Raw genomic sequence first — 26,849 nt, 5'->3', positions numbered from 1 at the left:
GCCGATAGGTGGGAGAGTAGGTCGATGCCGAATTTAGAAGAGAGGGCGAGTTCAAGTGACTCGCTCTTTTTTATTTTCTTTCATTTTCAATTCTTCATTTTCAATTTTCAATTGTTTTACCTACCTTAGCGTTCTGAATCAATTTATGTGGAAATGGCATTATTCGGTCTATTTAATAAAAAGAAAAAGGAAAGCCTTGATAAAGGTTTAGAAAAGACGAAAGAAAGTGTATTCAAGAAACTCTCTCGGGCAATTGTTGGTAAATCCAAGGTTGATGACGAGGTTTTGGATAACTTGGAAGAAGTGTTGATTTCTTCGGATGTGGGAGTTGATACAACTCTTCGTATCATTGAACGAATCGAAGAAAGAGTACAGCGGGATAAATATGTGGGTACGGATGAATTAAACCGGGTATTGAAAGAAGAGATTGTTGATTTGTTGAAAGAGAATAATTCAACGGATTACGATGCTTTGAGTTTACCGGAAGGACATGGCCCTTATGTGATCATGGTAGTCGGTGTGAATGGAGTGGGTAAGACAACGACAATTGGTAAATTGGCTCACAAATTTAAAGATGCTGGAAAATCTGTTGTTTTAGGGGCTGCAGATACCTTTAGAGCTGCTGCGGTAGATCAGTTGGTAATCTGGGCGGAACGAGTAGGGGTACCGATCGTAAAACAGGGTATGGGGGCAGATCCGGCTTCTGTGGCTTTTGATACGCTGAGTAAAGCGAAAGCGGAGAATGCAGATGTGGTGCTTATTGACACGGCGGGACGTTTACACAATAAGATAAACTTGATGAACGAATTGACGAAAATCAAGAAGGTCATGCAAAAAGTGATTCCGGATGCCCCACATGAAATTTTGTTAGTACTTGACGGTTCTACCGGGCAAAATGCTTACGAACAAGCAAAACAATTTACCTTGGCTACGGAAGTAAATGCTTTGGCGATTACAAAATTGGACGGAACGGCAAAAGGTGGCGTTGTAATTGGTATCTCTGATCAATTCAAAATTCCCGTGAAATACATTGGTATCGGTGAAAAAATTGATGATTTGCAAGTATTCAATCGTGAAGAGTTTGTAGACTCTTTATTCAATTAATAGAACATAATTTTTGAGAGCGGTTATTATGGCAAACAAGGTCATGATAACCGTTTTTTAATGTTTAGTTATGAAGAAAAGAATTCTGTTTATATGTTTGGGTAATATATGCCGCTCCCCGAGTGCCGAGGCAATTATGAAATATTACGTGAAAGATCGGGGATTGGAGGAACAATATTATATTGATTCTGCAGGGATTAGTGGTTATCATTCCGGTGATCCGGCGGATCGTCGGATGCAAAGTCACGCGATAAGAAGAGGATATGATCTGACCAGTTTATCCCGGAAATTTTATCCGGATGCAGATTTTTCTGATTTTGACATGATTATCGGTATGGATGACCAGAATATCCGTGATCTGCAAAGAATGGCTACATCCGAGGAAGAAAAGAATAAAATATTCAAGATGACTGATTTCTGCCAGCGTTTTTCCTATCGGGATAGCGTTCCCGATCCTTATTATGGCGGGGATTCCGGATTCGAATTAGTCTTGGACTTACTGGAAGATGCTGTTGAAGGTCTGTTGGATCAGCTAGAAAATAAATAAAGCTCATAGGAAAATTCCTTATGAGCTTTATTGGAAAGTTTTGACTATTTATTTTAGGCTAGCCAAGCATTCATTTACATTGTTCTCGATGCGGGCAAGAATGTTCGTGCTGTCGGCTTTTTCGAACTTTGTTCCCGTGATATGTTCGTATAATTCGATATAACGATTCGTGATGTTGGCTACCACTTCCGGAGTCATTTCCGGAACAGTTTGCCCTTCTTTTCCTTGGAATCCATTTTCCATTAACCATTCGCGAACGAATTCTTTGGATAGTTGACGCTGTCTTTCTCCTTTTGCAAGGCGTTCTTCGTAACCGTCGGCATAGAAGTAACGGGAAGAATCCGGGGTATGGATTTCGTCGATCAAATAGATTTTTCCATCTTTTTTACCGAATTCGTATTTCGTGTCTACTAGAATTAATCCCATTTGGGCTGCAATCTCTGTTCCTCTTTGGAATAGGGCAAGAGTGTATTTTTCGATGGCCTCGTAATCTTCTTTACTAACCAGTCCGGACGAGATGATTTCTTCTTTAGAGATATTTTCATCGTGTCCTTCCATAGCTTTGGTGGTAGGAGTTACAAGAGGTGTCGGGAATTTCTGGTTTTCAACCATTCCTTCCGGCAAAGGTAAACCGCAAAGGGTTCTCTTTCCTGATTTGTATTCTCTCCATGCACTTCCGGCCAAGTAACCGCGAATAACCATTTCTACTTTGAACGGTTCGCATTTGTGACCAACGGTCACCATCGGATCGGGTGTTGCTATTTTCCAGTTCGGAACGATGTCTGACGTTGCATCTAGGAATTTAGCGGCAATTTGATTCAATATTTGTCCTTTGTAAGGTATTCCTTTCGGGAGTACCACGTCGAAAGCGGAAATTCTGTCGGATACCAACATAACGAGGTATTCGTCATTGATGTTATACACGTCACGTACTTTACCGACGTATTCATCTTTCTGTCCCGGGAATTTGAAATTTGTTTTTACAATCGCTTCCATGTTATTTGCTTTAAAGATCCGTTATTTAGTTTTTTCTTCGTTGTTGTAAGCGTTAACAATCTCTTTCACCAACCTGTGGCGAACGATGTCACTGTTGTCGAATTCGACAAATGCAATTCCTTTTATATGATGCAGTAATTTGAAGGCATGAATCAATCCGGAATCACTTCGTTTGGGAAGGTCTATTTGGCTCATATCCCCGGTGATCACGAATTTAGCGTTGACACCCATACGGGTTAGGAACATTTTTAACTGATTTTTTGTCGTGTTCTGTGCTTCATCGAGAATCACGAATGCATCATTGAGTGTACGTCCCCTCATGTATGCTAAAGGGGCAATCTGAATGATTTCCGTTTCGAGATATTCGCTTAATTTTTTCGAGGGAATCATGTCAGAAAGAGCATCGTACAAGGGTTGCAAATAGGGATCAACTTTCTCTTTCATGTCCCCGGGTAGGAATCCAAGACTTTCACCTGCCTCTACTGCCGGACGGCTGAGAATGATCCGTTTGACCTCTTTATTGCGTAATGCTTTTACCGCAAGAGCAATTGCCGTGTAGGTTTTACCGGAGCCGGCCGGACCCGTGGCAAAAAGCAAGTCGTTTGTTTTGGCCAGATCAACGAGTTTACGTTGATTTGTCGTTCTGGCTCGTATAATTTTCCCGTTATTCCCGAAAACAATAATTGAGGCCGGGTCCTCGGGGTCTTCCACGATCTCGTCTTCCAGAATAATTCTTTTCAGATTGGCGATCGTGAGCATGTTATATTTATTGTAATGTTCCAAAAGGGCATTAATTTTGGCAACAAGGACATCAATGTCGCTTTCTTCTCCCTGAATAATGATTTCATCGCCCCTAGCGGTGATCTTCAATTTCGGGAAAAATTCTTTTAAAGTAATGAATTTTGCGTTGTTAATGCCGTAAAAGTCAATAGGATCAATGTTTCCAATACTTATTCTTCTCTCTATCATGAAACTTAAAATAAAAGCCTTATTTTTGCAGGTGCAAAGTAGGGAAAACAATTGAAAATTGAAAGTTGGAAATTGAAAATTTTTCACGAGAGTAGAGTTTGTTATGGAGAAAGATTTTACGAAACAAAAAGAAGCTTTTGCCGAGCTGTTGGATATAATGGAAACCTTGAGGGAAAAGTGTCCTTGGGATCATAAACAGACGATGGAGTCTTTGCGGACGTTATCGGTGGAGGAGGTTTATGAGCTGGGAGATGCAATTCTGAAAAATGATATGCAGGAGGTGAAAAAGGAGCTGGGAGATTTGCTTATGCATATCGTGTTTTATGCTTTGATCGGGAAGGAACAGGAGCAATTTGACATGACGGATGTTTTGAACGAGATCTGTGCCAAGTTGCGCTATCGTCACCCGCATATTTACGGGGAGGTGAAGGTCGAGGATGAGAATGACGTGTTGCGTAACTGGGAGCAATTGAAGTTGAAAGAGAAGGGCCGTCATAATAAAGTTTTGGAAGGTGTCCCGGATGCTCTTCCGGCTTTAGTGAAAGCATACCGGATTCAAGATAAGGTGAGGGGAGTCGGGTTCGACTGGAAACAGAAAGAGGACGTGTGGCAAAAGGTACGGGAGGAGTTGGGTGAATTGGAAGTCGAGGTAGCCCGGAAGGATCAGGAGCGTATGGAAGAAGAATTCGGTGATTTCATGTTTGCCATGATTAACGCGGCGCGACTATACGGTATAAATCCGGAAGATGCTTTGGAGAAATCCAACAAGAAATTTATTCGTCGTTTTTCGTACGTGGAAAAGAAAGCTCACGAAACAGAGCGTAACCTTTCGGATATGACCTTGGAGGAAATGGACGAGTATTGGAACGAGGCAAAAGCGATGGAAAAAGCTTGAGAAGATTCCGTGATAGTCGATTTGATAACTGGAAGATTCTATAATCACTTAATTGGAAATCACTAAATCACAAAATTAATCGGATTTAAAATTAGCAAGGTGGATTTAACAGGTAAATGGAAATATAAAGAGGATTATGGCTACGGGGTAGCCGAGGGTGAGTTGTTCTTGAAACAAGAGGGGAATGATTTGTCTGGGCGGATTATTTTTACGGATAAGCTTGAGGGAGAGGAAGGATATATGTTGCAGGAATTTTTAGTGGGGAGGCTTGAAGAACATAAGGTGAAATTGGATGCCGAAGAGTTTGATATTATTCATTCCGAACACGAGATCGAGTACGAGTTGGATAGTTGGTTTGGTATCTTGGTTGATGTCGATACGATCGTTGGTGTGAGTAAGGATGGACAGGGAATCGAGGGAAAATTCACATTCACGAGAGAAAAGAATTAAATGTTAAAAAATAGATAAATTTGAAAAGCTGACTTTTGTCAGCTTTTTTTTGTCTCGGATCGGTTATATTGCAAAAGAATCTAATAACCTAACTAATAAAACAATAACTTATGTCGAAGATTAATTCGCATCCGATTCTGGATGTTCCGAAACGAGATAAAGTGGTGTTCACTTTTAACGGTAAGAAAATCGAAGGAGAAAAAGGTTTTACCATCGCAGCAGCCTTGCATCAGGCCGGGTACCCCGTGCATAGTCACAGTCTGGATGGCCGGGGACGTTCTCTAGCCTGTGGCATCGGGAAATGTGGGGCTTGTGAGATGTTGGTGGATGGTAAAGTCCGGCGTATTTGCGTGACAAAAGTGGATGGTGTGAAAGAGGTACGGGAGTTCGCCCAGGGGGAAATGGCCGAACAACATGCCGAACACCGGATTGATACACGGAAAGTACTTCGTACCACGGTGGTGATCGTGGGGGCAGGACCAGCCGGATTAGCTGTGCGGGAGGAATTTGAAAAGTATGGTATAGATAATATCGTGATTGATAATAATGATAAGATTGGCGGTCAGTTTAATATGCAAACCCACCAGTTCTTCTTTTTCGAGAAAGAAAAACGTTTCGGGGGTATGCGCGGATTTGATATTGCCAAAACATTGGCGGGGGAGAATATGGAAGGTATTTATCTGAACTCTACGGTTTGGGATATATTGGAGGGGAAACGAGTGGCCGTGAAGAACTTGGAAACGGATACCGTGTTTTTCGTGGATGCCGATTATCTGGTCGTGGCCACGGGGGCTGTTCCGTTTATGCCGGCTTTCGAAAACGATGATTTACCCGGGGTATATACGGCAGCTGTCGTCCAGAAAATGATGAATAACGAACTTACGCTGTTGGGGAAAAATGTACTGACCGTGGGAGCCGGAAATATCGGTTACTTGACTTCTTACCAGTTGATGCAAGCGGGGGCCCACGTGAAGGCGATTATTGAGGGGATGCCCAAAGAAGGTGGTTTCCCCGTGCAAGCAAACCGGGTGCGCCGTTTGGCGATACCGATCATGACGTCCCACGTGCTGTTGAAAGCGATCCCGAATGCTGATCACACGGGAATCACGGGGGCTGTTATTGCCGAATGTGAGAATTTCAAACCGATTCCGGGTACGGAAAGAATATTGAATGGCATAGATGTCATAAATATATGTACAGGGTTGATACCGGACAATCAATTGTTGATGAAAGGAAAGGCCGTCTTTGGAGAGCATTGTTATGCTGCGGGAGATGCCGTGAGAATTGGAGAGGGAACGAGTGCCGTGTTGCGTGGAAAACAGACGGCGATTGAGATATTGATGGATTTGGGGGCTAGGGTGAGTTATGATGATTACTTGGTGGTTTCCAAAGAGTATATTGATTCACAACAACATCCGGTTCGGATTCTGGAAACACCCTGTTTGCCGGAGACGGAACGTATGCACAAACGAGGATTCGTGCAAATGGATTGTTTGTATGGTTTTGCATGTAATCCTTGTTCTTTTGCCTGCCCTCACGGGGCGATAACGAAAAGTTCGACTTCTACCGTACCTCACGTGGATTACGATAAATGTATCGGGTGTATGGAGTGTGTCTATCAATGTCCGGGATTGGCCATTTTCGGTTATGATTTACGAAAAGATAACTTGTTCCTGCCGATAGAATACGAGGTAAAGGAGAAAGAAGTGGTTTACTTGGTGAATAATTATGGTGAGAGATTGGGAGAGGGGATTATCGAGAAAGTTCTACACAAGCCGAATAAAACGAATATAGCCCGGGTGAAAGCCTTGGATGTTCACGGGGAAGATTTGGTGAAGGTGAGAGGTTTCGTGGTGAAGGAGAATTACCCGCAACCGCTAGATTTGGAACCGTTGTTGAAGGATCAACCGGGAGCCACGTTTATTTGCCATTGTGATGATGTTACTTTGGACGATGTTTTGAAAGTCGTGGGTGATCGTACCTTTATTTCGATAGACGAGATAAAACATACCACTCGCTTGGGAATGGGACCTTGCCGGGGGAAACGTTGTATTCCTCGGTTGAAAACAGCTTTACGAGCTAAAGGGATTGAGATCGTGGGTGATGCTACACCGAGAGCGCCCCTGTCTAACCAGTTGAATCTAGGTGAATTGTACCCGCCAAAGCGAGGTGATGAGCATCGTGTGGCTAATCGATCGGATTTCAAGAAGATAGAGGTAGGGGCGTTGATTGCCGGAGGTGGTATTGCCGGAAGTGCATTATTCCGCTATATGGCAGATTCTGGTTTGAATCCCGTGCTGGTGAATGCGGATAGAGGTTCCTCATGGAGAAATATCGGGGGAGGGCGTACTGCATTCTCTTTACCGGAGCTGGCCGAGATTGCGGAGCATAATCATGCTATATTTAAAGAGTTACAGAAAATATCGAATATTGATTACAAGACGACGCGCTATATTAATCTGGCTCATGATGAACCCACGTTCAATGCCTTGAACGCAAGTCGTGCATGGTCGGATGCCTATATGGTTGACCCGAAGAATTTTCAGAAAGAGATTTCTCCTTATTTCAGCACGAAATCCAAACGTTACTTGGGGGCTTTGATTACCAATGATTGCTGGCAGGCAACCCCCGGTAAAGTGGTCGATTTGATTCGTAACATGGGTATTTCGGCTGGGGGGCGAATTGTGGAAGATTGCAAGGTGTTGGAAGTGATGAAAGAGGGATCAACATACAGTATCTTGGTGTTGACTCATGATAAGAAATACGTGGAATTCCGCACGGAGATATTCGTGAATGCCTTGGGGGCCGGGGCCGGAAAGATATGCGAGGGATTGGGGATTCACGCGGGATTGTACCCGGTACGCCATCAGGCATTTATCACTCGTCGTTTGCCCATGCTAGGGAAGAACGGGGATAGTCTGGATATGCTGATCGATCGGCAGGAATATAAAGGATTCTCCGCTGTCTATGGGCAACAATTAGTCCACACGGGGCAAATTATCGGTTGTGCATCCCCGCGGGTGGATGCGTTACGGACGGATAAAAATCTGATTTTGAATACGAAGGAGTTTATGGAGATTATCAGTGAATTCTTCGTGGATTGGATGCCTGAATTGGCTGGTGTCAGCATACAGGCCACGTGGTCCGGGTATTACACGGAGCCTCGCTATATCGTTGATCCCGAATTAGGTCTGTTTGTCGGTATGCGGGGGCATGGTTTCATGTTATCGCAATACTTGGCTAAAATGTATGTTGATAAATTGATGGGCCGTCCGGTGCCGGAGTATTTTGATCAGTTGAAGTTGAACGGACCGGGATTGTCGGAAAAAGCCTTTAAGTGATATCGAGATTTACGATTGAATGATTTTGTGATTCCCACCTTCCTGCATTCTTGTAGGTGGTGGGAATGATTTAATCACCGAATCATAAATCATAAATCACTTAATTTCTCTATCTTTGTCACAAAATTACAGAATATGATAAAGTTAGGAGAATATAATATATTGAAAGTCGTTAAGATCGTGGATTTTGGAGTTTATCTGGATGGAGGAGAGTATTGGGGAGAGATTTTGTTACCGAAAGAGACGACTCCGGCTGAATGTAAGGAAGGCGATGAATTAAAAGTTTTCATTTATTTTGATTCGGAAGACCGGGTGATTGCCACGATGACAACACCTAAAGCCGTTGTGGGTGATTTTGCCTTGATGAAGGTGGTGGGTACGAGTCGAGTAGGAGCTTTTTTGGACTGGGGATTGCGTAAGGATTTGCTGGTTCCTTTCCGGGAACAGCGGGAAGAAATGATTGTGGGGCGTGAATACTTGGTTTATGTTTACGTGGATAAAACGACGGATCGTATTGTTGCTTCCACGAGATTAAGTCGTTTCTTGGATAAGACTCCGGCAGAGTATGAATTGGGGCAGGAGGTTGAGTTAATCGTTGCTCGTCGTACGGATTTAGGGTATAATGTTATTGTCAATAATAGCCATGAGGCAATTATCTATCGTAACGAGATATTCCAACCTATAACCATCGGGCAGCACCTGACCGGTTATATAAAGACAATCCGGGAAGACGGGAAAATTGATTGTATCCTGCAAAAAAATGATGGTCATGAACAAATTGATCGTTTGGCAGCCTTGATACTGAAAAAGCTGGAAGAAAATGGAGGTTCCTTAGCTGTATCGGATAAGAGCGATCCGGACGAGATATATCGCCTTTTCGGTTGTAGCAAAAAGAACTACAAAAAGACGGTTGGCGGTTTGTTCAAACAGCATAAGGTTATTATCGGGGAGAAGGAGCTGAAGTTGAAAATGGAGAATTAAAAGTTGAAAATAAAAAATGAACTCCCTCCCCCTTCGGGTGCTCCCTCTATAAACAGAGGGAGAGTTGAATTACTTTTCGACTTAGGGAAGAGTTACCAGCTCCTCCTCTGTTTATAGAGGAGGTGGCAGCGAAGCTGACGGAGGAGTTTAATTTAAAATCTGAATGAATACATGTCTAAAGTTCGGGCATATATCACGAGTTTTCGGTTAAGAACATTACCTTTATCCTTATCGGGTGTATTACTAGGTTCTTTGTTGGCAGCAAGCGATGGGTATTTTAAAACAACGACCTTCGTGTGGGCCATGCTCACCACGGTTGCCTTACAAATATTGTCTAATCTGGCGAATGAGGTGGGGGATTTAACCAAGGGAACGGATAATGAACATCGTTTAGGGCCTATCCGGAGCGCCCAAAGTGGAGCTTTGAGTATGCGGGAAATGGTACAGGCCATGATTGTTTTCGGGGTAATAGCGATCATCACCGGAAGTCTGTTAATCTATGAGGCATTTCGGGATTTGTTGAATTGGAAAAGTATTTCTTTGTTTATTGCCGGAGGCGCATCTATCGTGGCCGCCGTGAAATACACGGTCGGGAAGAGCGCTTATGGTTACCGGGGACTGGGTGATCTTTTCGTGTTTATTTTTTTCGGGTTAGTGAGCGTGATGGGAAGTTATTTTGCCATGTCCGGTGTTTTACCTTGGATATGTGTATTGCCGGCCGCAGCCATCGGTTTTCTCTCTTCCGGTGTTTTGAATATGAATAATATCCGCGACATCGAGAATGACTCGGTTTGTGGCAAGCGTACCATCCCGGTTATCTTGGGAATACGGGGAGCAAAGATATATCATTTCGTGATCACGCTATTGGCTGTGATTTGTCTAGTGGAGTACTCCGTGCTGCATCCTGCCGGATGGACGGGCTATCTCTTTTTGTTAACGCTACCGTTGCTGGCAATGCATCTGAAGTCTGTCTATTGGGGAGAAGGAAGAGCCTTGGATTCTCAATTGAAATTTCTTTCGATAACGACGTTGTTGATAGCGCTTTTATTAGGTTTTGGTCAATTATTGAGTTGTTAGATTATGGTATTAAAAAAAAACTGTCCCAAAAGTCATTTTTCAACTCCCTCCCCCCTTCGGGGTACTCCCTCTATAAACAGAGGGAGAGTTGAAATACTCCCTGTCTTCGGGAAGAGTCACCAGCTCCTCCTCTGTTTATAGAGGAGGTGGCACGAAGTGACGGAGGAGTTTTTTGAAATAAAATGACTTTTGAGATAGCCCCTTTTAATACTAGTATTTCCGTTTAGAAAGGAAGATCGTCGGCTTCCGGCATGGGAGGAATGTCTTCCACCTTGTATTCCGGTACCGGGGCGCCCATCATCGGGGCTTCCGCTTGAACTTTCTCAATTCTCCAACCTTCGAGGTTCGTGAAATAAGAAACCTGTCCGTTGTTCTCCCATTTGCGGCCACGCAAATTGAAATACACTTTAATATTCTCGTTCAATTGAATAGTCTCTAATAGATCACACCGGTCTTGGATCAATTGAACTTTTACGAAGTCGTTCCACTGTGGATTCTTCTCGTTTTCAACTTCTATCACGAATTCTCTCTTCTGGAAACGATCACTGATTTTTTGTGTAGCTTCTTTGTAAATTAATTTTCCGGTAACTTCGTAATTCATTGTTTTTCTGATTAGAAACAAGCCCAAGAGTCCTTGGGCTTGCTAGCTGTTTAAATATCAAATAATAAATTATTTTTGAGCGTTCGGGTCAACGATGTCGATTAATTCAACTTCGAAAATCAACGTTTCGTTCGGTCCGATAGCACCTCTGGCTCCTTGAGGTCCGTATGCCAAGTTTGACGGGATATAAAGCGTCCATTTAGAACCAACAGGCATTAATTGTAATGCTTCCGTCCAACCTTTGATCACCCGGTTTACAGGAAATTCGGTAGGCTCGCCTCTCTTGTATGAAGAGTCAAACTCGGTTCCGTCAATCAAAGTTCCTTTGTAGTGAACTCTAACAACACTGGTATCTGCCGGGATAGCTCCGGTTCCTTCTTTTTCAATTTTGTATTGAAGTCCGCTTTCGGTAGTTTTGATACCATCTTTCTTAGCGTTTGCTGCCAAGAATTCTTCTCCGGCTTTCAATGCTTTTTCAGCTTTAGCCATCATGGCTTTTTGAGTATATTTCTGTAAAAACATATTCATTTGCATCATGTCGGCAGGAGCGTCTTTTTTCTGTAAGGCACTGTTCATTCCGGCGATGATAGCGTCCATGTTGATGTCTTCAATACCGTTTCCAGTGATGTTAGAACCGTACATGTAACCAATATAGAAACTTGCTGTATCGGCCTCGTTTTTCAGCGATACATTCGTTTTTGTAGAAGTGTTGCAGCAGCTAGATAAACCGATTGCAGCAACAGATAAACCTAAAATTAGATTTTTTGCGTTCATAGTTTTTCGTAAATTAAATTATACTATATCTAATAATTCGATATCAAAAATCAAGGTCTCGTTCGGTCCGATCGCCTGTCCTGCACCGTGAGGGCCGTAAGCTAGATCAGAAGGAATGTATAGTTGCCATTTTGAACCCACGGGCATTAATTGAAGAGCCTCAACCCAACCGGCAATAACTCCGTTAACCGGGAATTCAGCCGGTTCGCCACGGCGGATGGAAGAGTCGAACACGGCACCATTAATCAGGCGTCCTTCATAGTGGCATTTTACAGTATCGCTACTTTTCGGAATAGCCCCGTTTCCGGTGGAAATTACTTTATATTGTAATCCGCTTTCTAGGGTAACCACGCCTTCTTTGCTCTTGTTATCGTTTAAAAATTGTTCTCCGGCTTCCTTGGCAGCTTTACCTCTTTCATTTTGCAGTTTGTTAAAATAGTCCTGCAAAATCTGGTTAGCCTCTTCCGGTTTGATTTCCGGCATCTGGCCTGCATAGACTGTTCTGATAGCGTCAACAAAAGCTTCTGTATTAATGGTGTTCACACCTGAAGAAAGGAGATTACTTGCAATACTTAGACCGAAACAATAACTCACTTTGTCTAACTCTTCTGTATATTTCATTGAAAGGTTTAATTAATAAATAAATATTTTGTTCATTAAGATGCAAATGTAAGAACATTGTGCGAAAACACAAACAGGTTTTCGTGTTTTATTCGCGATACGAGAAAATCGTGCCGGAAGGTTCATTTTATTCATTCATTAGCATTCCGTCATTTAATTTTATTTGTCTGTCTGACATACGGGCTAGTTCCGTGTCATGCGTGACGATTACGAATGTTTGTCCGAGTTCTTCCCGTAAAGTGAAGAATAACTGGTGTAATTCATTTTTGGTACGGGTGTCCAGGTTTCCGGAAGGTTCATCGGCCAGCACGACCCGGGGATGATTGACGAGAGCCCTTGCAACGGAAACTCGTTGTTGTTCCCCGCCGGATAGTTGATTGGGTTTGTGGCTCACCCGGTCTGCCAGACCGAGAAGGGTCAGTAGTTCCATGGCCCGCAGCTCCGCTTCTTTTTTTCCGGTTCCTTTGATCCATGCCGGGATGCAAACATTTTCCAACGCAGTGAATTCCGGTAATAAGTGATGGAATTGGAATACAAACCCGATGTTATTATTTCGGAATTCCGATAGTTTGTTGGAGGATAACCGGGCAATGTTCACGGAATCATACAATAGTTCACCCTCGTCCGGGGTATCGAGTGTTCCCAAAATGTGTAATAACGTACTTTTCCCGGCACCGCTAGCCCCGACGATCGTTACGATCTCTTTTTCTTTTATCGTGAGATCAATTCCTTTCAGCACTTTTAGTTCGCCGTAGCTTTTGACTATATTTTTAATTTCTATCACCTGATTGATTTCTTGATTTATGATTTCCGATTTAGTGATTCCAACCCGCTAACCAACATTTATTATTTGATGGTAAAGATAATAATTTTCAATTTTGGATAATCCTGTTGATTATTTTTATTTCAATGATAGATGTAAATATGCTTGTAGGCATAATAAAGTTATGCTGTTGTAATGAATCCAAGGCAAGAAGGTGATTTTAAATTGATGATAAAAGATTTTCTTTTGCACTGGGGTTATGCTGGAAAATAAGACCGATGGTCGGGCAATGATCCAGTTCTTTACAATCGCCACAGGTATTGAATCCTTTTGTTTGAACACATTTCCGGATTTCACAATAATTGCTGCAATAGGCGAATTTAGACCCGTCAACACGGCAACCCGTGCAATTAATAGTTTCCGGTGTGATTTCCGACGTGTTGTTCATGACACTCCATTTTTGAGCGGTTTCTTCTCTTAACTTGTCATCGTTATTGATTGTGGCGATACGGGCATCGCAGTTTTCGCAATCTAATCCACAACAGGCGATTAATTGTTTCATAATAGGGTATGTTTGATTTAAGTTTTAGACAAAGATAAGAAATATTAGATCGCTACCTAGGATTACTTCACGTGATTCGATGAATTTATTTGATGGATAGAGATAGCGATTAAATAAAGAGTGTGTATCTTAGCAATCTAAAATCAATTACGTATGGAATATTATATAGATCCGGTCACCTTCGTGACACAAAAGAGTGGTTTTGAGAGTAGATATATAAAAAATTTATTGGGGTTACTGGATGAAGGAGCCACGATACCTTTTATTTCCCGTTATCGGAAAGAGATGACCGGGAGTATGGACGAGGTGCAGGTGGGACAGGTACGAGAGATTTACGAGCAGTTCAAGGAACTGGAAAAGCGGAAAAAGACGGTGTTGGAGAGTATCGAGCTGCAGGAGAAACTGACCCCGGAATTACGGAAACAGATAGAGCATTGTACAGATTTACGAGAACTGGAAGATATTTACCTGCCTTATAAACCGAAGAAACAAACTCGGGCATCAAAGGCAAAAGCAAAGGGATTGGAACCTTTGGCTGCCATGTTGATGAAACAGGATAACGGGGATGTATGGGACAAAGCGGCTCGTTTCGTGAAGAATGACGTGGAGAATGAAGAAGAGGCTTTGCAGGGTGCTAGGGATATTATTGCCGAGTGGGTCAGCGAGAATGACCGGGCAAGAAACACCGTGCGTCGCTCTTTTGACCGGGTGGCAGTAGTAAAGGCGAAAGTTGTGAAGGGGAAAGAGGAAGAAGGGGAGAAGTTCACGGATTATTTCGATTATTCGGAGCCTTTGCGGAGGATTCCTTCCCACCGTATGTTAGCGATTCGTCGGGGGGAGGCTGAAGGTATTCTGAAAGTGGCGATTGAAATTCCGGAAGAGGAAACGATCGAGTCTTTGGAAAGAATATTCGTGAAAGGTCGTAACGAGAGTGCCGAGCAGGTGACCATGGCGGTGAAAGACGGGTATAAACGTTTGTTGCTTTCGTCTATCGAGACCGAGTACCTGCAAAGCGGTAAGCAGAAAGCAGATGAAGAAGCGATTAAGGTGTTTGCCGAGAATCTGCGTCAATTGCTTTTGGCTCCGCCTCTTGGGAATAGGCGGGTGTTGGGTATAGACCCGGGGTTCCGCACGGGATGTAAGGTTGTTTGTCTGGATGAAACGGGAAATCTGGTGCATAATGAAACCATTTATCCTCACCCGCCACAAAACGAGGTGAAACAGGCGGCTAATAAGGTTACCAATCTGGTAAACTCGTACCGGATCGAGGCGATTGCTATCGGTAACGGTACGGCAGGACGTGAGACCGAACGGTTTATCCAGAGTTTACGTTATGACCGGGATATACAAGTGTTTGTCGTGAGTGAAAGCGGGGCATCGATTTATTCGGCCTCTAAGATAGCCCGGGACGAGTTCCCGCAGTATGATGTAACGGTTCGCGGTGCCGTGTCGATAGGGCGTCGGCTGATGGACCCATTGGCCGAGTTGGTAAAAATTGACCCGAAGTCTATCGGGGTAGGGCAATACCAGCATGATGTCGATCAATCCAAATTGAAAGAGAGTTTGGATCGGGTGGTCGAGTCGTGTGTGAACCGGGTTGGGGTGAACGTGAACACGGCAAGCAAGTACTTGTTGACTTACGTCTCCGGATTGGGGCCGACTTTGGCAGAAAATGTGGTTACTTATATCAAGGAGAACGGGGCATTCCGTAGTCGCAGCGAATTGAAAAAAGTGAAACGTATGGGAGAGAAGGCATTCGAACAGTGTGCCGGGTTCCTTCGTATCGAGGGGGCCGAAAATCCCTTGGATAATTCATCCGTGCATCCGGAATCATACGCCGTGGCAGAACGGATGGCAAAAGACTTGGGCATCCCGTTGAAATCGTTGATTGGTAACGAGGAGACTTGTAATAAGATTGAACTATCCCGTTACGTGAATGACCGGATTGGGCTACCCACGTTGAAAGACATCGTGGATGAACTCAAGAAACCGGGGCGTGACCCCCGTTCCGTGGCTAAAGTATTCAGTTTCGCTGACAACATTCACACGATCGACGATTTGGAGATCGGGATGGTTGTTCCGGGTATCGTGACTAATCTGACGAACTTCGGAGCCTTCGTGGATATTGGCGTGAAACAGGACGGACTAGTACACATATCCGAGATTGCCGATAAATATATTTCGAACCCGGCGGATGTACTTTCTTTGAATCAGCATGTTTCAGTGAAAATCGTGCAGGTTGATAAGGTACGGAAACGTATCGGTCTTTCGATTAAGCAGGCATAAAATAAGAAAATTTAGCATGAATGATTTCGAAGAATATATAAAGCAAAATGAACCTCATAAACGGGAAAAAGGTTATGTATGGCAAACTGCAATTGGTTTACAGGCTGTCGATGGATTAAAACCGTCGGAATACTTAATCGAAACAGCTCGTCGGAACATAGAAGGGGATATAACAATTGACGAGGCTCGTCAGCTTATCAAGAATTATTACGAGTCAAAAGGCGATCGTGTAAATGATGCTGATGATACGGAAGAGGCCGATAAGGTGTCGGCTAATATTGCTAAGTTGTTAAGTGAACGGACATTTGCTTTTACTGTAGCGGGATTTATAGCTATTCATCGACGTATATTTGATGGCGTATTTAAATTTGCAGGAAAAATTCGGGACTATAATATTATTAAAAAAGAATGGGTCCTTCGAGGTGATACGGTGCTATATGTTTCCGCTCCAGATATTCGTAAGGCCATGGAATATGATCTTGAACAAGAGAAAGGGTTTGACTATACCGGTTTGAGTATAGTACAAGTTACAAGTCATGTGGCGAAATTTGTATCAGGATTATGGCAGATACATCCTTTTGGGGAAGGAAATACTCGGACAACAGCCGTTTTTACTATCCAATATTTACGTTCTATGGGATTCAATGTTGAGAATAATCTTTTTGCCAATCATTCTTGGTATTTTAGGAATGCTTTGGTACGAGCTAATTATCAGAATATTCAAAAAAGTATTACACGTGATACTGAATATTTAGAACGTTTTTTTCGTAATTTACTGATGGGAGAGAAAAACGAATTAAAAAATAGATATATGCTCATCCAATTTCCTGAAGAAATACGAGAGAAGGTGGAATCTACCGATAACCGAACAACTACCGAACAACTTACCGAACAACTTACCGGACAAGAACGTATTCTTTTGTTGTCAATAGGAGATGAGCAATATACTCTTAAACAGTTAATGGAAAAACTGAAGCTGAAACACCGTCCTACGTTTTTGGAGAATTATATCAATCCGGCAATGAAAAATGGTTTTATAAGATTACTATACCCGGAAAAGCCTAATCATCCTCGGCAAAAATATTTGTTGACAGTAAAGGGTATGGCAATATATAATGAGTTACATGACTAAATTTTTATAAACTTTTTTCCTTTTCTTTCGTTTCACGTGTATAAATTCAAACGAACACGGTTATGAAAGAGAAGGAAAAGAAACAAGAGAATATGGATGTGAAAAAGCATCTGACACCCGAAGATGATGAGAAATTACACGAGGCATATATAAACGCTTTAGGTGAAATTCTGGAGAATGACGATGATGATGCCCGGGATAATTTGGCTAATTACATGGACGAGGTAAAAGAAGAGTCCGATGCCTTGGGTACGGAACCAGACGAGAATGATTTGGATAGGGGAAAGAACGCTTGACTTTCCCCTATTTTATAGTATCTACCGGATTCATCCGGGAGGCTTTAAATGCTTGCCATGCGACGGTCAGCGTGCCAATAACGACTGCCGCTATACCGATAAAGATAAATGATACCGGAGAAATTTCGTTTTTATAAACGAACTGTGTGAGCCACTGTACTGAGCAGTAATAGGCAATCGGCGCCCCGATGCAAAAAGCAACTAGAATCCATTTGATAAAACGGGCGCATAGTAACACGGCGATTTGGTTTTCACTGGCCCCGTTGATTTTACGGAGGCTGATCTCTTTCCGCCTGTTCTCCACGGAGAACCATGCTAATCCGAATAATCCTAAACCGGCTAGCAAAATGCTGATATAGGAAAATATTGAAAGAATTTTCATTACTTGTAACTCTTCTTCGTGAAACTCCATGTAGCGTTCAGACAGACTACAAGTTTTTATTTCGATTGCTCCGGGAGCAATTTGTTTCCAAAGTGCATTAATCTTTTCTTCGACTATTTTTCGGGTACCGGGTTGAATACGGATAATATGACGATCAGACCCGGTATCACTGAATCGAATAAATAATGGCGTGATCTCTCGGGTGAGTTTATCTCTTGGATAATCGGCAACGACCCCGACGATCGTGTAGGTTTCATCCCATATTTGGAAGGTTTTACCTAAAGGCTCTGTTATCCCTTGTTTCTTTAGAAAAGTCTCGTTCACGATGGCTTCATGTAATCCTTGTTTTCCCGGAGAGAAAAGTCTTCCTTCCAAAAGTTGTATATCATAAAAATCAAAGAACGAGAGATCGGCGTCTGTGCAAGCCACGTACATATTATCTAGTCCGTAAGTGCAATTTTGAGTGATAGCGCTCATCGTTCGGTGCGTGATCTCCGGGATGGAAGAGAGTTGGTCATAAAAAGCTTTCGTCGTTTCATCTTCTACCGTGTAAAGTCCCCATCCTAATATCAAGATTTCATTGGCGTGTGGACGGCAATGTGTTGCGAAGTCCATCTGGTGGTGAATGTTTACCACTGTTGTCGTCAGGATAATGGATATGGTAAACTGGGTAATCACAATATTGCGAATAAGAATGTTTTTTTGTTTGTTTTCATTCTTTAGAATTTCAGATAGAGAATTTTTGTTGATTTTTAGGATCACGTATAAAGGAGGTATGATGATAATTGTACCGAGTAAAAGAATTAGCACCAGTGGAGTATATCCGGCATATAAATCCGATAGACATAAATCGGAAGTAATGAATGTGTTGAAATAAGGAATAAGAATATGGATAATACCAATAGATACGATAAAGGAAAACATAACGAGTAATCCGGTTTCCATGATTAACTGTTTACGTATTCCTTGTTTTGATTCTCCCGAAATAAGTTGAATCCCGGTTGTTTTTAATTGTTGTATGGTACGGGTCAGACAAATGTTGATGTGGTTGAAGCAAGCGATGATAAATATGAGTATGGCAACTCCCATGCCTAAATAAACGAAAGAAGGATCACGTTTAAAGATTAATCCGTCCTCGTATAAATATTTTGCTTTTGAAAAATAAAGTTGTTCAACAGGTTTTAGATAGATCGTTCTATCCTTAAATACTTCTTCGTTCCGATCATTTATTTTTGTTAGGAAATTTGGAGCTGTAACTTTAGACGAAAGCTCGATAAAAATGTAAAAAGAGAATCCGGTAACTTTTGATATTTCTTCGTCCGGTAATCCTCGTAATATCCCAAAATGGAGAAAATTCTTTTGCGAATCGTCAATAACAGTTGTGATTGTACAAGGTTCGAATATCTTTTTGTAGATATTTTTCTCCCCGTCAAAATGAACAATATAGCGCCCTAATGTGAGAGATTTCCCAATAGGGTTAGCAATTCCGAATTGTTGGCGGGCAAAAGACCGGGTAACGGCAATTTCATTGGGGGATGAGAGTGTTTTGCGTAAATCTCCCGATAAAAGGGGAAGTTTAAAAAAGTCGGTGAAGTTGGGTGTAACAGAATAAGCATCCATGTAGTCCGGTTCTTCCGCTTTTTCACTGAAAAGAAGATGTTCATTCCGGAATACACAATAGGCTTTCACTTCTGGATAAATGTTTTTTAGTTGAACCCCGCTTTCCCCGGAAATGAAAGCATCATTGGGATGGACGTCTTGTTTCCTTTGCTCCTGAACAAGATAACTATTTTTACTATTCAAGATAGAATGAGCGATATTATATTCGTGTATCACGAAAGTAACGAGCAGCGTGCAACACGTGATCCCCGTGATCAGGCTGATCAAAGAAATCAGCGTGTAGGTCTTGTTTTTTAGCCAACCTCGAAATATGATTTTGAATTGAACGTTTTGCATGATTATTCGGTTTTAAGGGTATCTATCGGGTTATTTCTTGATGCTTGCCGGATCTGCCAGTTGGTCACGAGCAGAACAATACAAAGGGATATAACGATGGTAAGTACGAAAATCCAAGGTTGTATTTCTATCCTGTAAGCGTAGTTTTCCAGCCATTTCCGGGAGGCGTAGTACGCTATCGGCAGACCGATCACGCAGGCCACGAGAACTTTTGTCATGAATTGTCGGTTAAATAGTAACATGATTTGTCGTTCCGATGCCCCGTTTACTTTCCGAAGGGCGATCTCCCTCGTTTTGCTTTCCACCATGAATATGGCAAAAGCGAATATCCCCATACCACCGATTAGAATGGCGATCAGTGAAAACAGGATCACGAGTTCCATAAAGGCCATGTCTTTTTGGTATAGGTCTGAGTAATTATATTCCTTGCACTCGAAAATATATTCTGGGTTTCGGGATAGATATAAGTCTTGCAGATATTCAAGAATCTCTTGCCGTTTTCCCGGTTGGTAACGTATTAATAATAAATACGAGGATGGCGGTAAAATCATCGTGGGGCGTACCGGGTAATGGAGTGATTGCGTGTGATAATCTTCCGTAACTCCTGTAATTCGATAGTGAACAGAATGTTGCTGGTTTAGGATCATTCCTAGAGGGTGATCCAGTTTGAACGTTTCCACGAATTTTTTATTTACCCACACGTCGGTTGTTGATGAGTAATTATTTTCAGGCGAGGGATTAAATTCGATAGGAGTAAACTCCTGACTTTCAATAATCGGAATTTTATATACATTGGTAAAGTCTTCGTCCCCGTATGCACATACAACATCAATTTGTTTTTCCGGCTCTGTGAGAAGGGGTATTTTCTCGATGGAGGGTATGTAAGTAAAAGGTATACTCATACCGTTACATACATAAAGAATTCCGGGATGCTGAAGTAATTCTTCTTTTAGAGGTTGATAGCTGCGGGAATTGTCAAACCAGCCAACTTGAAGGATATGTTCCGTATCTATCCCTAGTGGTTTGTTTTTTATAAAATTAATTTGTGAAATAATGATGGTACAATAAAAAAGTAATGAGGTGAAAATACCGATTTGTAATATGGTTAAAATTTTGGAAAGATTTATCTGTTGTGGTTTGGGTTGGAGCATACCTCTCACACCTTCCCGGCTAACATGATGTTTAAAGTGAAAGTATAAAATGGAGCAAATGATCCCCATAATCAGACATATAAATCCTACAAATACGAAATTGGAAAGGTTGAAAAGTTCAAATGGATAAATATGCTCCGGTGACAAGATTTGGATAAAATAAGGATGCAATCCATAGGTCAAAATACACGAGAGTAGAAGAATAACTCCTGTCTGTAACCCGATTTCACCGAGCAATTGATAGAATAAATGCTTGTTGCTGGCTCCATAACATTTGTGTATGGCAAAACGGGAAGAATCCCGGTCTTGTTGGGCAATTCGGATAAGTAGGAAGTTTCCGGCAGCAAGTAGTAGAATAAGAATTGTGATACTCCATAATAAATAGGTTAGGGATTGAGAACCCCGTAACAATTCATCTTCTCGTAGATGATCGGAATGAAAATAAATATCTTTCAGGGGTTGAAGTCTGTGACTGTAATGGTTAACGTCGTCCGGCATATTGGATGCGATTGTCGGTAATTTCTTTTCGATAGCTCGAAGGTCTGCGGTTGGTAGGATATGAAAATAGGTGTACAAAGAGTAATTTCCTCGATGTTCATCAAAATATGGGATTCCCTGTCGGCAATCCACGATGATGTTTGCTTGAATCGTCGAGTTCGCCGGAAAATCTTTTATAACAGCAACGACTTGGCATTTGATGTCTTTTTTTCTGTTATTGATTCCATCTTTAATGGTTACCGTCTTTCCAATCGGGTTCTCCTTGTTAAAGTAGCGTTTGGCACTTGTTTCCGTGAACACGATCCATGAAAAAACGGTTGTGTCAATTTTCCCTTGTATCACGGGAATCTCGAACAGATCAAAGAACGGAGGATCGACAAATGCAAGTTTAGGTTCTATGGTAAAATCTTGGTCATCCTTTATTTTTATGCGATAATCTTTTTGAAAATAGCGTGCTACCTGTACGATTTCCGGAAATGTTCGTTTTGCTGCAGGACCGAATGGCGTGTTGGTTCGGCAATTCCAGAAATCCTCATCACCGTATCGGGTGATCACCCGGTAAATATTGTCGCTGTTTTTCAAATACCCGTCCATATTCCACTCGTTTGACGTGTGACTGTATATCAGCCAAGCGGCAGAAAAGGCAATGGACAACCCGACAATATTGATCACAGTGTAAACCCTGTTGCGGGAAAGCTTGCGTACTATGAATTTAAAATATTGCTTAAACATGGCTATTCGGTTTTAAGGGAATCTATTGGGTTTAGTGTTGCGGCATACCAAGATTGGCGAATCACGGTAATAATGCCTATCATGATTACGAGCAATATACTCGTGATAAAAATCCACGGGGATAACTCGGCCCTGTACACGAATTGTGAAATCCATGCGTTAGCCAAATACCAAGCGATTGGAATACCGAGAAGTGAGGTCCAAATCATCCATTTCACAAAACGTCCGCACACGAGCAGTACGATTTGCTTCTCGGTTGCTCCGTTGACTTTCCGCAGGCAAATTTCTTTTGTCCGACATTCAACCGAATACCACGCTAACCCGAATAATCCCATGCAAGAGAGTAGCATACTGATCCATGTGAATACGGAAACGATTCGTGCCGTCCGGAACTCTTCCTTGTGTATATCCCTGTAAATCTCGGCCAAAGAAGTAAAAACCAACGGAGATTCATCAGGAGCGATCGTTTCCCACAAGCTCTGCATCCGGGCAATCGTGGCCTCAACCTCTCCCGGTCGGGTTTTAATTACCGTGCCTCTGGCGTTTACCCAGTCATCCGTCTCCCGGATGATAATTAACGGTTCGACCTCGTTCGTGACGTGATCAATAGCGTAATCCTTGATGACACCGCAAATTACGAAGTCCATCCCGTCATGTGAAAAAGATTGCCCGACTGGGTTTTCGATCTGTTTCTTTCTGATCAGCGATTCATTCACCAACACCTTGTGGATCGAAACATCGGTAGCATGACACAAGGAATCCCCTGCCACGAGTTCAGCGTGATAAAAACGGAAAAAGCGTTGATCCATCTTTAACGTGTTGGCATTAAACTCCCGGTTAGCGATGGCCCCGTTCATGAGCGGGAGGGTAGAGGTGTAGTCAACAACTTCCGGTAGCGTGATCACTTGCTCCTTGAATGTCTTCCACGAATGTTCGTCGGGAGTATATTCGTGTTCTATGGAAACAATCGATTCCGCGTCCGGGCGAATGTGTGTGATATATTCGGTCTGCTTTTTTATCGTGAGGAAAAGGGCCAGTAAAATGATCGAAATCGTGAATTGGACAACAATAATTCCGGCAATCAGCGAGCGATGAAACGTGTAATTTTTCCTTAGAATATCGGCCAGAGCCACCCGTTCCGCTTTGTACAGGATATAAATTGACGGGAACAGGATCACGGCGACAAGGGTATAGGAAATGATCGGTAGCGTTTCTCCCCGGAACAGATCGACAAAAGCCAGCTTGGAATCCATAAAGGCATTAAACGTCGGTAACACCGTGTAAATCAATGCCAGTGAAATAACGAAAGCAAAGCCTACTTGGAGTGCTGTTTCTTGAATCACCTGCCACCGGATTTCGTTCCGGGAAGCCCCGTGTATCAGTTGCTGGCCGGAATAAAGCAGACGTTGGAACGAACGGGTCATGTTGATATTCACGTGATTAAAACAAGCGATAATTAGAATAAGTAGTGCGATATACAGGCTGGTTTGCAACTGTTTATAATCCCGGTACCTGAAAAGTCGGTTCTCGGAATAATCTTTCGTGTAGTACGCCTGTTCGATGGGGAGCAGGAAAAGCGGGGTGGCGTTTTCATCCTTTTCTTGCAGGACGGATAGATCACTTCCCGCTTGCACTTGCACCACGTTATGATACCACGAAGTGCTGAAAGGTTGCCGGGCAATCTCTTCCGTGGATAACCCGAAAAGAAGCTCGTAATACAGGACACTTGGTTGGCGATCGTCAATGACTGAGGTGATCGTGTAGTCTTGGTTGACTTGTTGTTGTGAAACCCCGTAACCGTCCCCGTTCTTCACGAATACATCTTTGTAGATTTCGAGCGTGAGAACCTCTCCCATCGGGTTTTCCTTCCCGAACGTGCGGAGGGCAAAACTCCGGGTTATCGCGATTTCCAAGGGATGCGATAGAGTTTGTTTTAAATTCCCGCTAATCATTTCCGGTTGGAAAAGCGTGTCGAAACCGGGAGTTACTTTATAAGCGTTATCAATCTCCAGCTTGTGCTTTCCCCGGTGCATGACGACAAATTCTTGTCGGAAAGTGCAGTACCCCGTCACCTGCGGGTATTTCTCGTGTAGTTTTTGGGCAGCCCCGACCGGGGTATCGTACGTTTTCAATTCCGAGTTGTGGTAAAAATTATCTTTCGTTTGCACCACATAAAGCTGGTCCTCTCCGGGCGTGGAATGTGCCGTTTGCCGTTCGTGCATGGCAAACCCGATCAGTAGCGTACTGCACGTGAGACCGATAACCAGACTGAATGTCGAGATACAGGGATATATTTTGTTTTTACCCCAATGCCGGAATAATATTTTATATTGGAACATCCGCATGATCATTCGGTTTTAAGGGTATCAATCGGGTTTCGGCGTGTGGCCCGGCGTATTTGCCAACCGGTGACGAGAACCACCAGTAGCAAAGAAACCCCGATCACGCAAACGGTAATCCAAGGGCTTATCGTGACTTTGTACGCGAAACCTTGCAACCATTGTCGGCAAATCAGATAGGAACAGGGAATCCCCACGATACAGGCGACCGCTACTTGCCCCGTGAAAATACGGTTCAGGTAAATCATAATTTGCCTTTCCGAGGCCCCGTTCACCTTGCGGAGAGCGATCTCTTTGGTCTTGCTCTCGGCGATGAAAACGGAAAAGGCAAGTACTCCCATGCCCCCGATCAATAGGGCGATGCCCGTGAATATATACACGAGATGTCCCAGCATGATTTCCCGCTCGTATAGTTCGGAATAGGGATATTCTTGGTAACTCATCAGCGTTTCCGGGTGACGGGTTTCGTATAATTGTTGCAGGTAATGGATCATCTCGCTTCGTTTCCCTTCCCGGTACCGGACGATGAGTGTGAACGACACTCCCGGAAGGTCACTACCGATCATGACGGGTTGAATCGGTTCATAGAGTGAACGGAAGTGGAAGTCCTGCACGATTCCCACGATTTGCATTTTGGCGATTCCGTCACTCAGAAGTGTTCCAATCGGGTGGCTCAATCCCATTTGCCGCACGAACTTCTGGTTCACGACAATCTCCACGACGTCCACGGGCTTACGGGAATAGATTCCCGGTGTCGTGATCTTCGTTTTGGCATCCCGTCCTTCCACGAGTTTTAACTGGTAGGTACGGAGGAAATCTTCGTCACACAAAAGCGAGTAGGATTGTATGCTTTTTTCCGGTTGCTCAGCCAAATGAATAGCCCAGTGCGACCAGTTCCCGATTGGGAGCAAGGCTCCGCAACTCACGGCCAGCACGTCCGGGTGTCGCGACAACTCTTCCTTCAGGGACGTGATCTCGTAGGGATTCGGCCAATTGAAAGAAATCGTGTTTCGGTTATTGTAACCCAGCGATTTATTTTGGAGATAATCGATTTGTTGAATAAACACGATGGAGAAAAAAAGCAACCCGCAGAAAATTGTCAGTTGGGCAATCATCAGAATTTTCTTCAAATCCAGTGACGAACGGGAAGAGGCAATCGTGTTTTTCAGTCCGGAAGAGTTGAGTTTTCGGCTGATATGCCCGTAAGTAATTCCCCCGACGCATCCGGTAAACAGTAGGAAGATGAGCAGGAAACCGATGACTTCCGTTCCGCTCAAATAAAATGGGAAGGGATGCTTGGGCGAAATGATTTGTGCGAAATAGGGATAAAAAATAAAGGTCAGCACGACCGTCAAGACGAGGGCCGTCACGGTATATATGCCTATTTCCTGCAACACCTGCACGAAAATATTTCGATTACTACTCCCGAAATATTTTTGTATGGCAAACCGTTCCGCGTTTTTATCCGCTAGGGCTAGTTTGATGATGAGGTAATTACAAAATGCCAGCGACAGAATGAGCAAGAGGATTCCGAACAGAATCCAGTTAAAGGTTCCCGACCCTTGGGCAAAGGAGAGGTCAAAGTCCTGTATGTGATCCGAGTGCAAGTACATTTCCCGTAACGGTTGCAACTGTAATAGCTCCTTTTGTTCCCGGATATAATCAGACTCCCGGTATTCAATTTGAAGTAATTGCTCTTCAACCTTTTGGACATCCGCCCCGTCGGTTAATTGAATAAACGTCTGCACGGCGTTTCCCATGTTGTACCGGTACGAATGTCCTATCACGAAAAAATCCAGAATCACGTCGGCTTGAATGGATGAACGGGGTGGCATGTCCTTCATGACCCCGGCAATTCGATAAGTTGACTCTCTGCCACTCGTATACAGGTCTTCTAGATGTACCAGTTTCCCTATCGGGTTCTCATCCTTGAAGTAGCGTCGGGCAATACTTTCCGAAATCACCACCCAACCGGGTTGTTCGAAGGCTTGAATACTCCCTGTCACGAGCGGGAACGTGAACATGCTGAACAATTGTCGGTCAGCGTACCCGCAGGAAATCCCGGTTTGATAGTGATCGTTATTCTCCCAGCGAATTTTCATCTCCCGTGCCGTGATGATCCGGGTATAGTCAGTCACTTCCGGAAGTTCCGCTTTGGCAATCTCTCCCAGCGAGCTACAAACCTCTGCCCCCCAGTGGGTATTCCCGTCGGTTTGAACCGTGATTCGGTAAATGTGGTCAACATTCTCGTGGTACGTGTTTGTCTGCCACTCTTTTACCAGAAAAGTATAAATAAATACGGAGGCGGTGAGAGCCACGGCCAGCCCGATCGTGTTGATCACGAAATAGCCTTTCCGTTGAAAAATCTGACGTCCTACCAGTTTGAGATGATACAT

General features: G+C 43.2%; 21 protein-coding genes. 10 read left to right on the top strand and 11 right to left on the bottom strand.

What is annotated here, in order from left to right; genetic code table 11:
• Nucleotides 1-153: 153 nt before the first annotated feature.
• Nucleotides 154-1,104 carry a signal recognition particle-docking protein FtsY gene (ftsY, locus tag QVC79_RS05085; RefSeq protein WP_027203074.1) on the top strand — a complete coding sequence of 317 codons (951 nt, stop codon included), beginning with the start codon at nt 154-156 and terminating at the stop codon, nt 1,102-1,104.
• Nucleotides 1,105-1,174: 70 nt separating this feature from the next.
• Entirely contained in the window at nt 1,175-1,651 is a 477-nt protein-coding gene (locus QVC79_RS05080) for a low molecular weight protein-tyrosine-phosphatase (RefSeq protein ID WP_087422090.1), read from the top strand.
• A 48-nt stretch (nt 1,652-1,699) separates the two neighbouring features.
• Here the strand turns inward: QVC79_RS05080 and QVC79_RS05075 are convergent, their stop codons facing one another.
• Nucleotides 1,700-2,647 carry a phosphoribosylaminoimidazolesuccinocarboxamide synthase gene (locus QVC79_RS05075; RefSeq protein WP_270593420.1) on the bottom strand — a complete coding sequence of 316 codons (948 nt, stop codon included), beginning with the start codon at nt 2,645-2,647 and terminating at the stop codon, nt 1,700-1,702.
• 21 nt (nt 2,648-2,668) lie between these two features.
• A complete protein-coding gene (locus QVC79_RS05070; protein WP_124318110.1) occupies nt 2,669-3,616 on the bottom strand; it encodes a PhoH family protein in 948 nt (315 codons plus the stop codon).
• Between the two features lie 103 nt (nt 3,617-3,719).
• On the opposite strand from QVC79_RS05070, the gene mazG reads away from it, so the two are divergent.
• The 5 genes from mazG (at nt 3,720) to menA (ending at nt 10,360) form a co-directional block, all read left to right on the top strand.
• A complete protein-coding gene (mazG, locus tag QVC79_RS05065) occupies nt 3,720-4,511 on the top strand; it encodes a nucleoside triphosphate pyrophosphohydrolase (RefSeq protein WP_118301910.1) in 792 nt (263 codons plus the stop codon).
• 99 nt (nt 4,512-4,610) lie between these two features.
• Nucleotides 4,611-4,961: a hypothetical protein gene (locus QVC79_RS05060; RefSeq protein WP_270593422.1), complete on the top strand. Its 351-nt coding sequence runs from the start codon at nt 4,611-4,613 to the stop codon at nt 4,959-4,961.
• 110 nt (nt 4,962-5,071) lie between these two features.
• Nucleotides 5,072-8,302, top strand: coding sequence for an FAD-dependent oxidoreductase (locus tag QVC79_RS05055; RefSeq protein WP_270593423.1), 3,231 nt, complete (start codon nt 5,072-5,074; stop codon nt 8,300-8,302).
• Nucleotides 8,303-8,437: 135 nt separating this feature from the next.
• Nucleotides 8,438-9,283, top strand: a complete 846-nt coding sequence (locus QVC79_RS05050; protein ID WP_270593424.1) for a CvfB family protein — start codon at nt 8,438-8,440, stop codon at nt 9,281-9,283.
• Between the two features lie 171 nt (nt 9,284-9,454).
• A complete protein-coding gene (gene menA, locus QVC79_RS05045) occupies nt 9,455-10,360 on the top strand; it encodes a 1,4-dihydroxy-2-naphthoate octaprenyltransferase (protein ID WP_270593425.1) in 906 nt (301 codons plus the stop codon).
• A 223-nt stretch (nt 10,361-10,583) separates the two neighbouring features.
• Here the strand turns inward: menA and QVC79_RS05040 are convergent, their stop codons facing one another.
• From QVC79_RS05040 to QVC79_RS05020, 5 genes are all read right to left on the bottom strand, one after another.
• A complete protein-coding gene (locus QVC79_RS05040; protein ID WP_087422097.1) occupies nt 10,584-10,961 on the bottom strand; it encodes a DUF3127 domain-containing protein in 378 nt (125 codons plus the stop codon).
• Nucleotides 10,962-11,030: 69 nt separating this feature from the next.
• Nucleotides 11,031-11,735, bottom strand: a complete 705-nt coding sequence (gene bamJ, locus QVC79_RS05035; protein WP_087422098.1) for a BamJ family beta-barrel-assembly machinery protein — start codon at nt 11,733-11,735, stop codon at nt 11,031-11,033.
• An 18-nt stretch (nt 11,736-11,753) separates the two neighbouring features.
• Nucleotides 11,754-12,356, bottom strand: coding sequence for a BamJ family beta-barrel-assembly machinery protein (gene bamJ, locus QVC79_RS05030; protein WP_087422099.1), 603 nt, complete (start codon nt 12,354-12,356; stop codon nt 11,754-11,756).
• Between the two features lie 127 nt (nt 12,357-12,483).
• Nucleotides 12,484-13,140 (bottom strand): ABC transporter ATP-binding protein, encoded by a 657-nt coding sequence (locus QVC79_RS05025; RefSeq protein ID WP_118261008.1) that lies wholly within the window; start codon nt 13,138-13,140, stop codon nt 12,484-12,486.
• Between the two features lie 199 nt (nt 13,141-13,339).
• Entirely contained in the window at nt 13,340-13,681 is a 342-nt protein-coding gene (locus QVC79_RS05020; protein ID WP_270593427.1) for a DUF3795 domain-containing protein, read from the bottom strand.
• Between the two features lie 153 nt (nt 13,682-13,834).
• On the opposite strand from QVC79_RS05020, the gene QVC79_RS05015 reads away from it, so the two are divergent.
• The 3 genes from QVC79_RS05015 to QVC79_RS05005 all read left to right on the top strand — a co-directional run bounded on the left by QVC79_RS05015 (nt 13,835) and on the right by QVC79_RS05005 (nt 17,395).
• Complete coding sequence (locus QVC79_RS05015) at nt 13,835-15,967, top strand: Tex family protein (protein ID WP_270593428.1); 2,133 nt, start codon at nt 13,835-13,837, stop codon at nt 15,965-15,967.
• A 16-nt stretch (nt 15,968-15,983) separates the two neighbouring features.
• Nucleotides 15,984-17,099, top strand: coding sequence for a Fic family protein (locus QVC79_RS05010; protein ID WP_270593429.1), 1,116 nt, complete (start codon nt 15,984-15,986; stop codon nt 17,097-17,099).
• A 62-nt stretch (nt 17,100-17,161) separates the two neighbouring features.
• Nucleotides 17,162-17,395, top strand: coding sequence for a hypothetical protein (locus QVC79_RS05005; protein WP_118301916.1), 234 nt, complete (start codon nt 17,162-17,164; stop codon nt 17,393-17,395).
• Nucleotides 17,396-17,402: 7 nt separating this feature from the next.
• Here QVC79_RS05005 and QVC79_RS05000 read toward each other — a convergent pair whose 3' ends face one another.
• The 4 genes from QVC79_RS05000 to QVC79_RS04985 are packed head-to-tail and all read right to left on the bottom strand — an operon-like array spanning nt 17,403 to nt 26,849.
• A complete protein-coding gene (locus tag QVC79_RS05000) occupies nt 17,403-19,733 on the bottom strand; it encodes an ABC transporter permease (RefSeq protein ID WP_270593431.1) in 2,331 nt (776 codons plus the stop codon).
• Nucleotides 19,734-19,735: 2 nt separating this feature from the next.
• Entirely contained in the window at nt 19,736-22,114 is a 2,379-nt protein-coding gene (locus tag QVC79_RS04995; protein WP_270593433.1) for an ABC transporter permease, read from the bottom strand.
• Nucleotides 22,115-22,116: 2 nt separating this feature from the next.
• Nucleotides 22,117-24,459, bottom strand: a complete 2,343-nt coding sequence (locus tag QVC79_RS04990) for an ABC transporter permease (protein ID WP_270593434.1) — start codon at nt 24,457-24,459, stop codon at nt 22,117-22,119.
• Between the two features lie 2 nt (nt 24,460-24,461).
• Nucleotides 24,462-26,849, bottom strand: coding sequence for an ABC transporter permease (locus QVC79_RS04985; protein WP_270593436.1), 2,388 nt, complete (start codon nt 26,847-26,849; stop codon nt 24,462-24,464).

This window comes from Butyricimonas sp. (assembly GCF_019423355.1).
GTDB classification, from domain to species: Bacteria; Bacteroidota; Bacteroidia; order Bacteroidales; family Marinifilaceae; genus Butyricimonas; species Butyricimonas faecihominis.
Note: the sequence above shows the minus strand (reverse complement) of the source record. Positions and strands in the feature narration are given on the sequence as shown.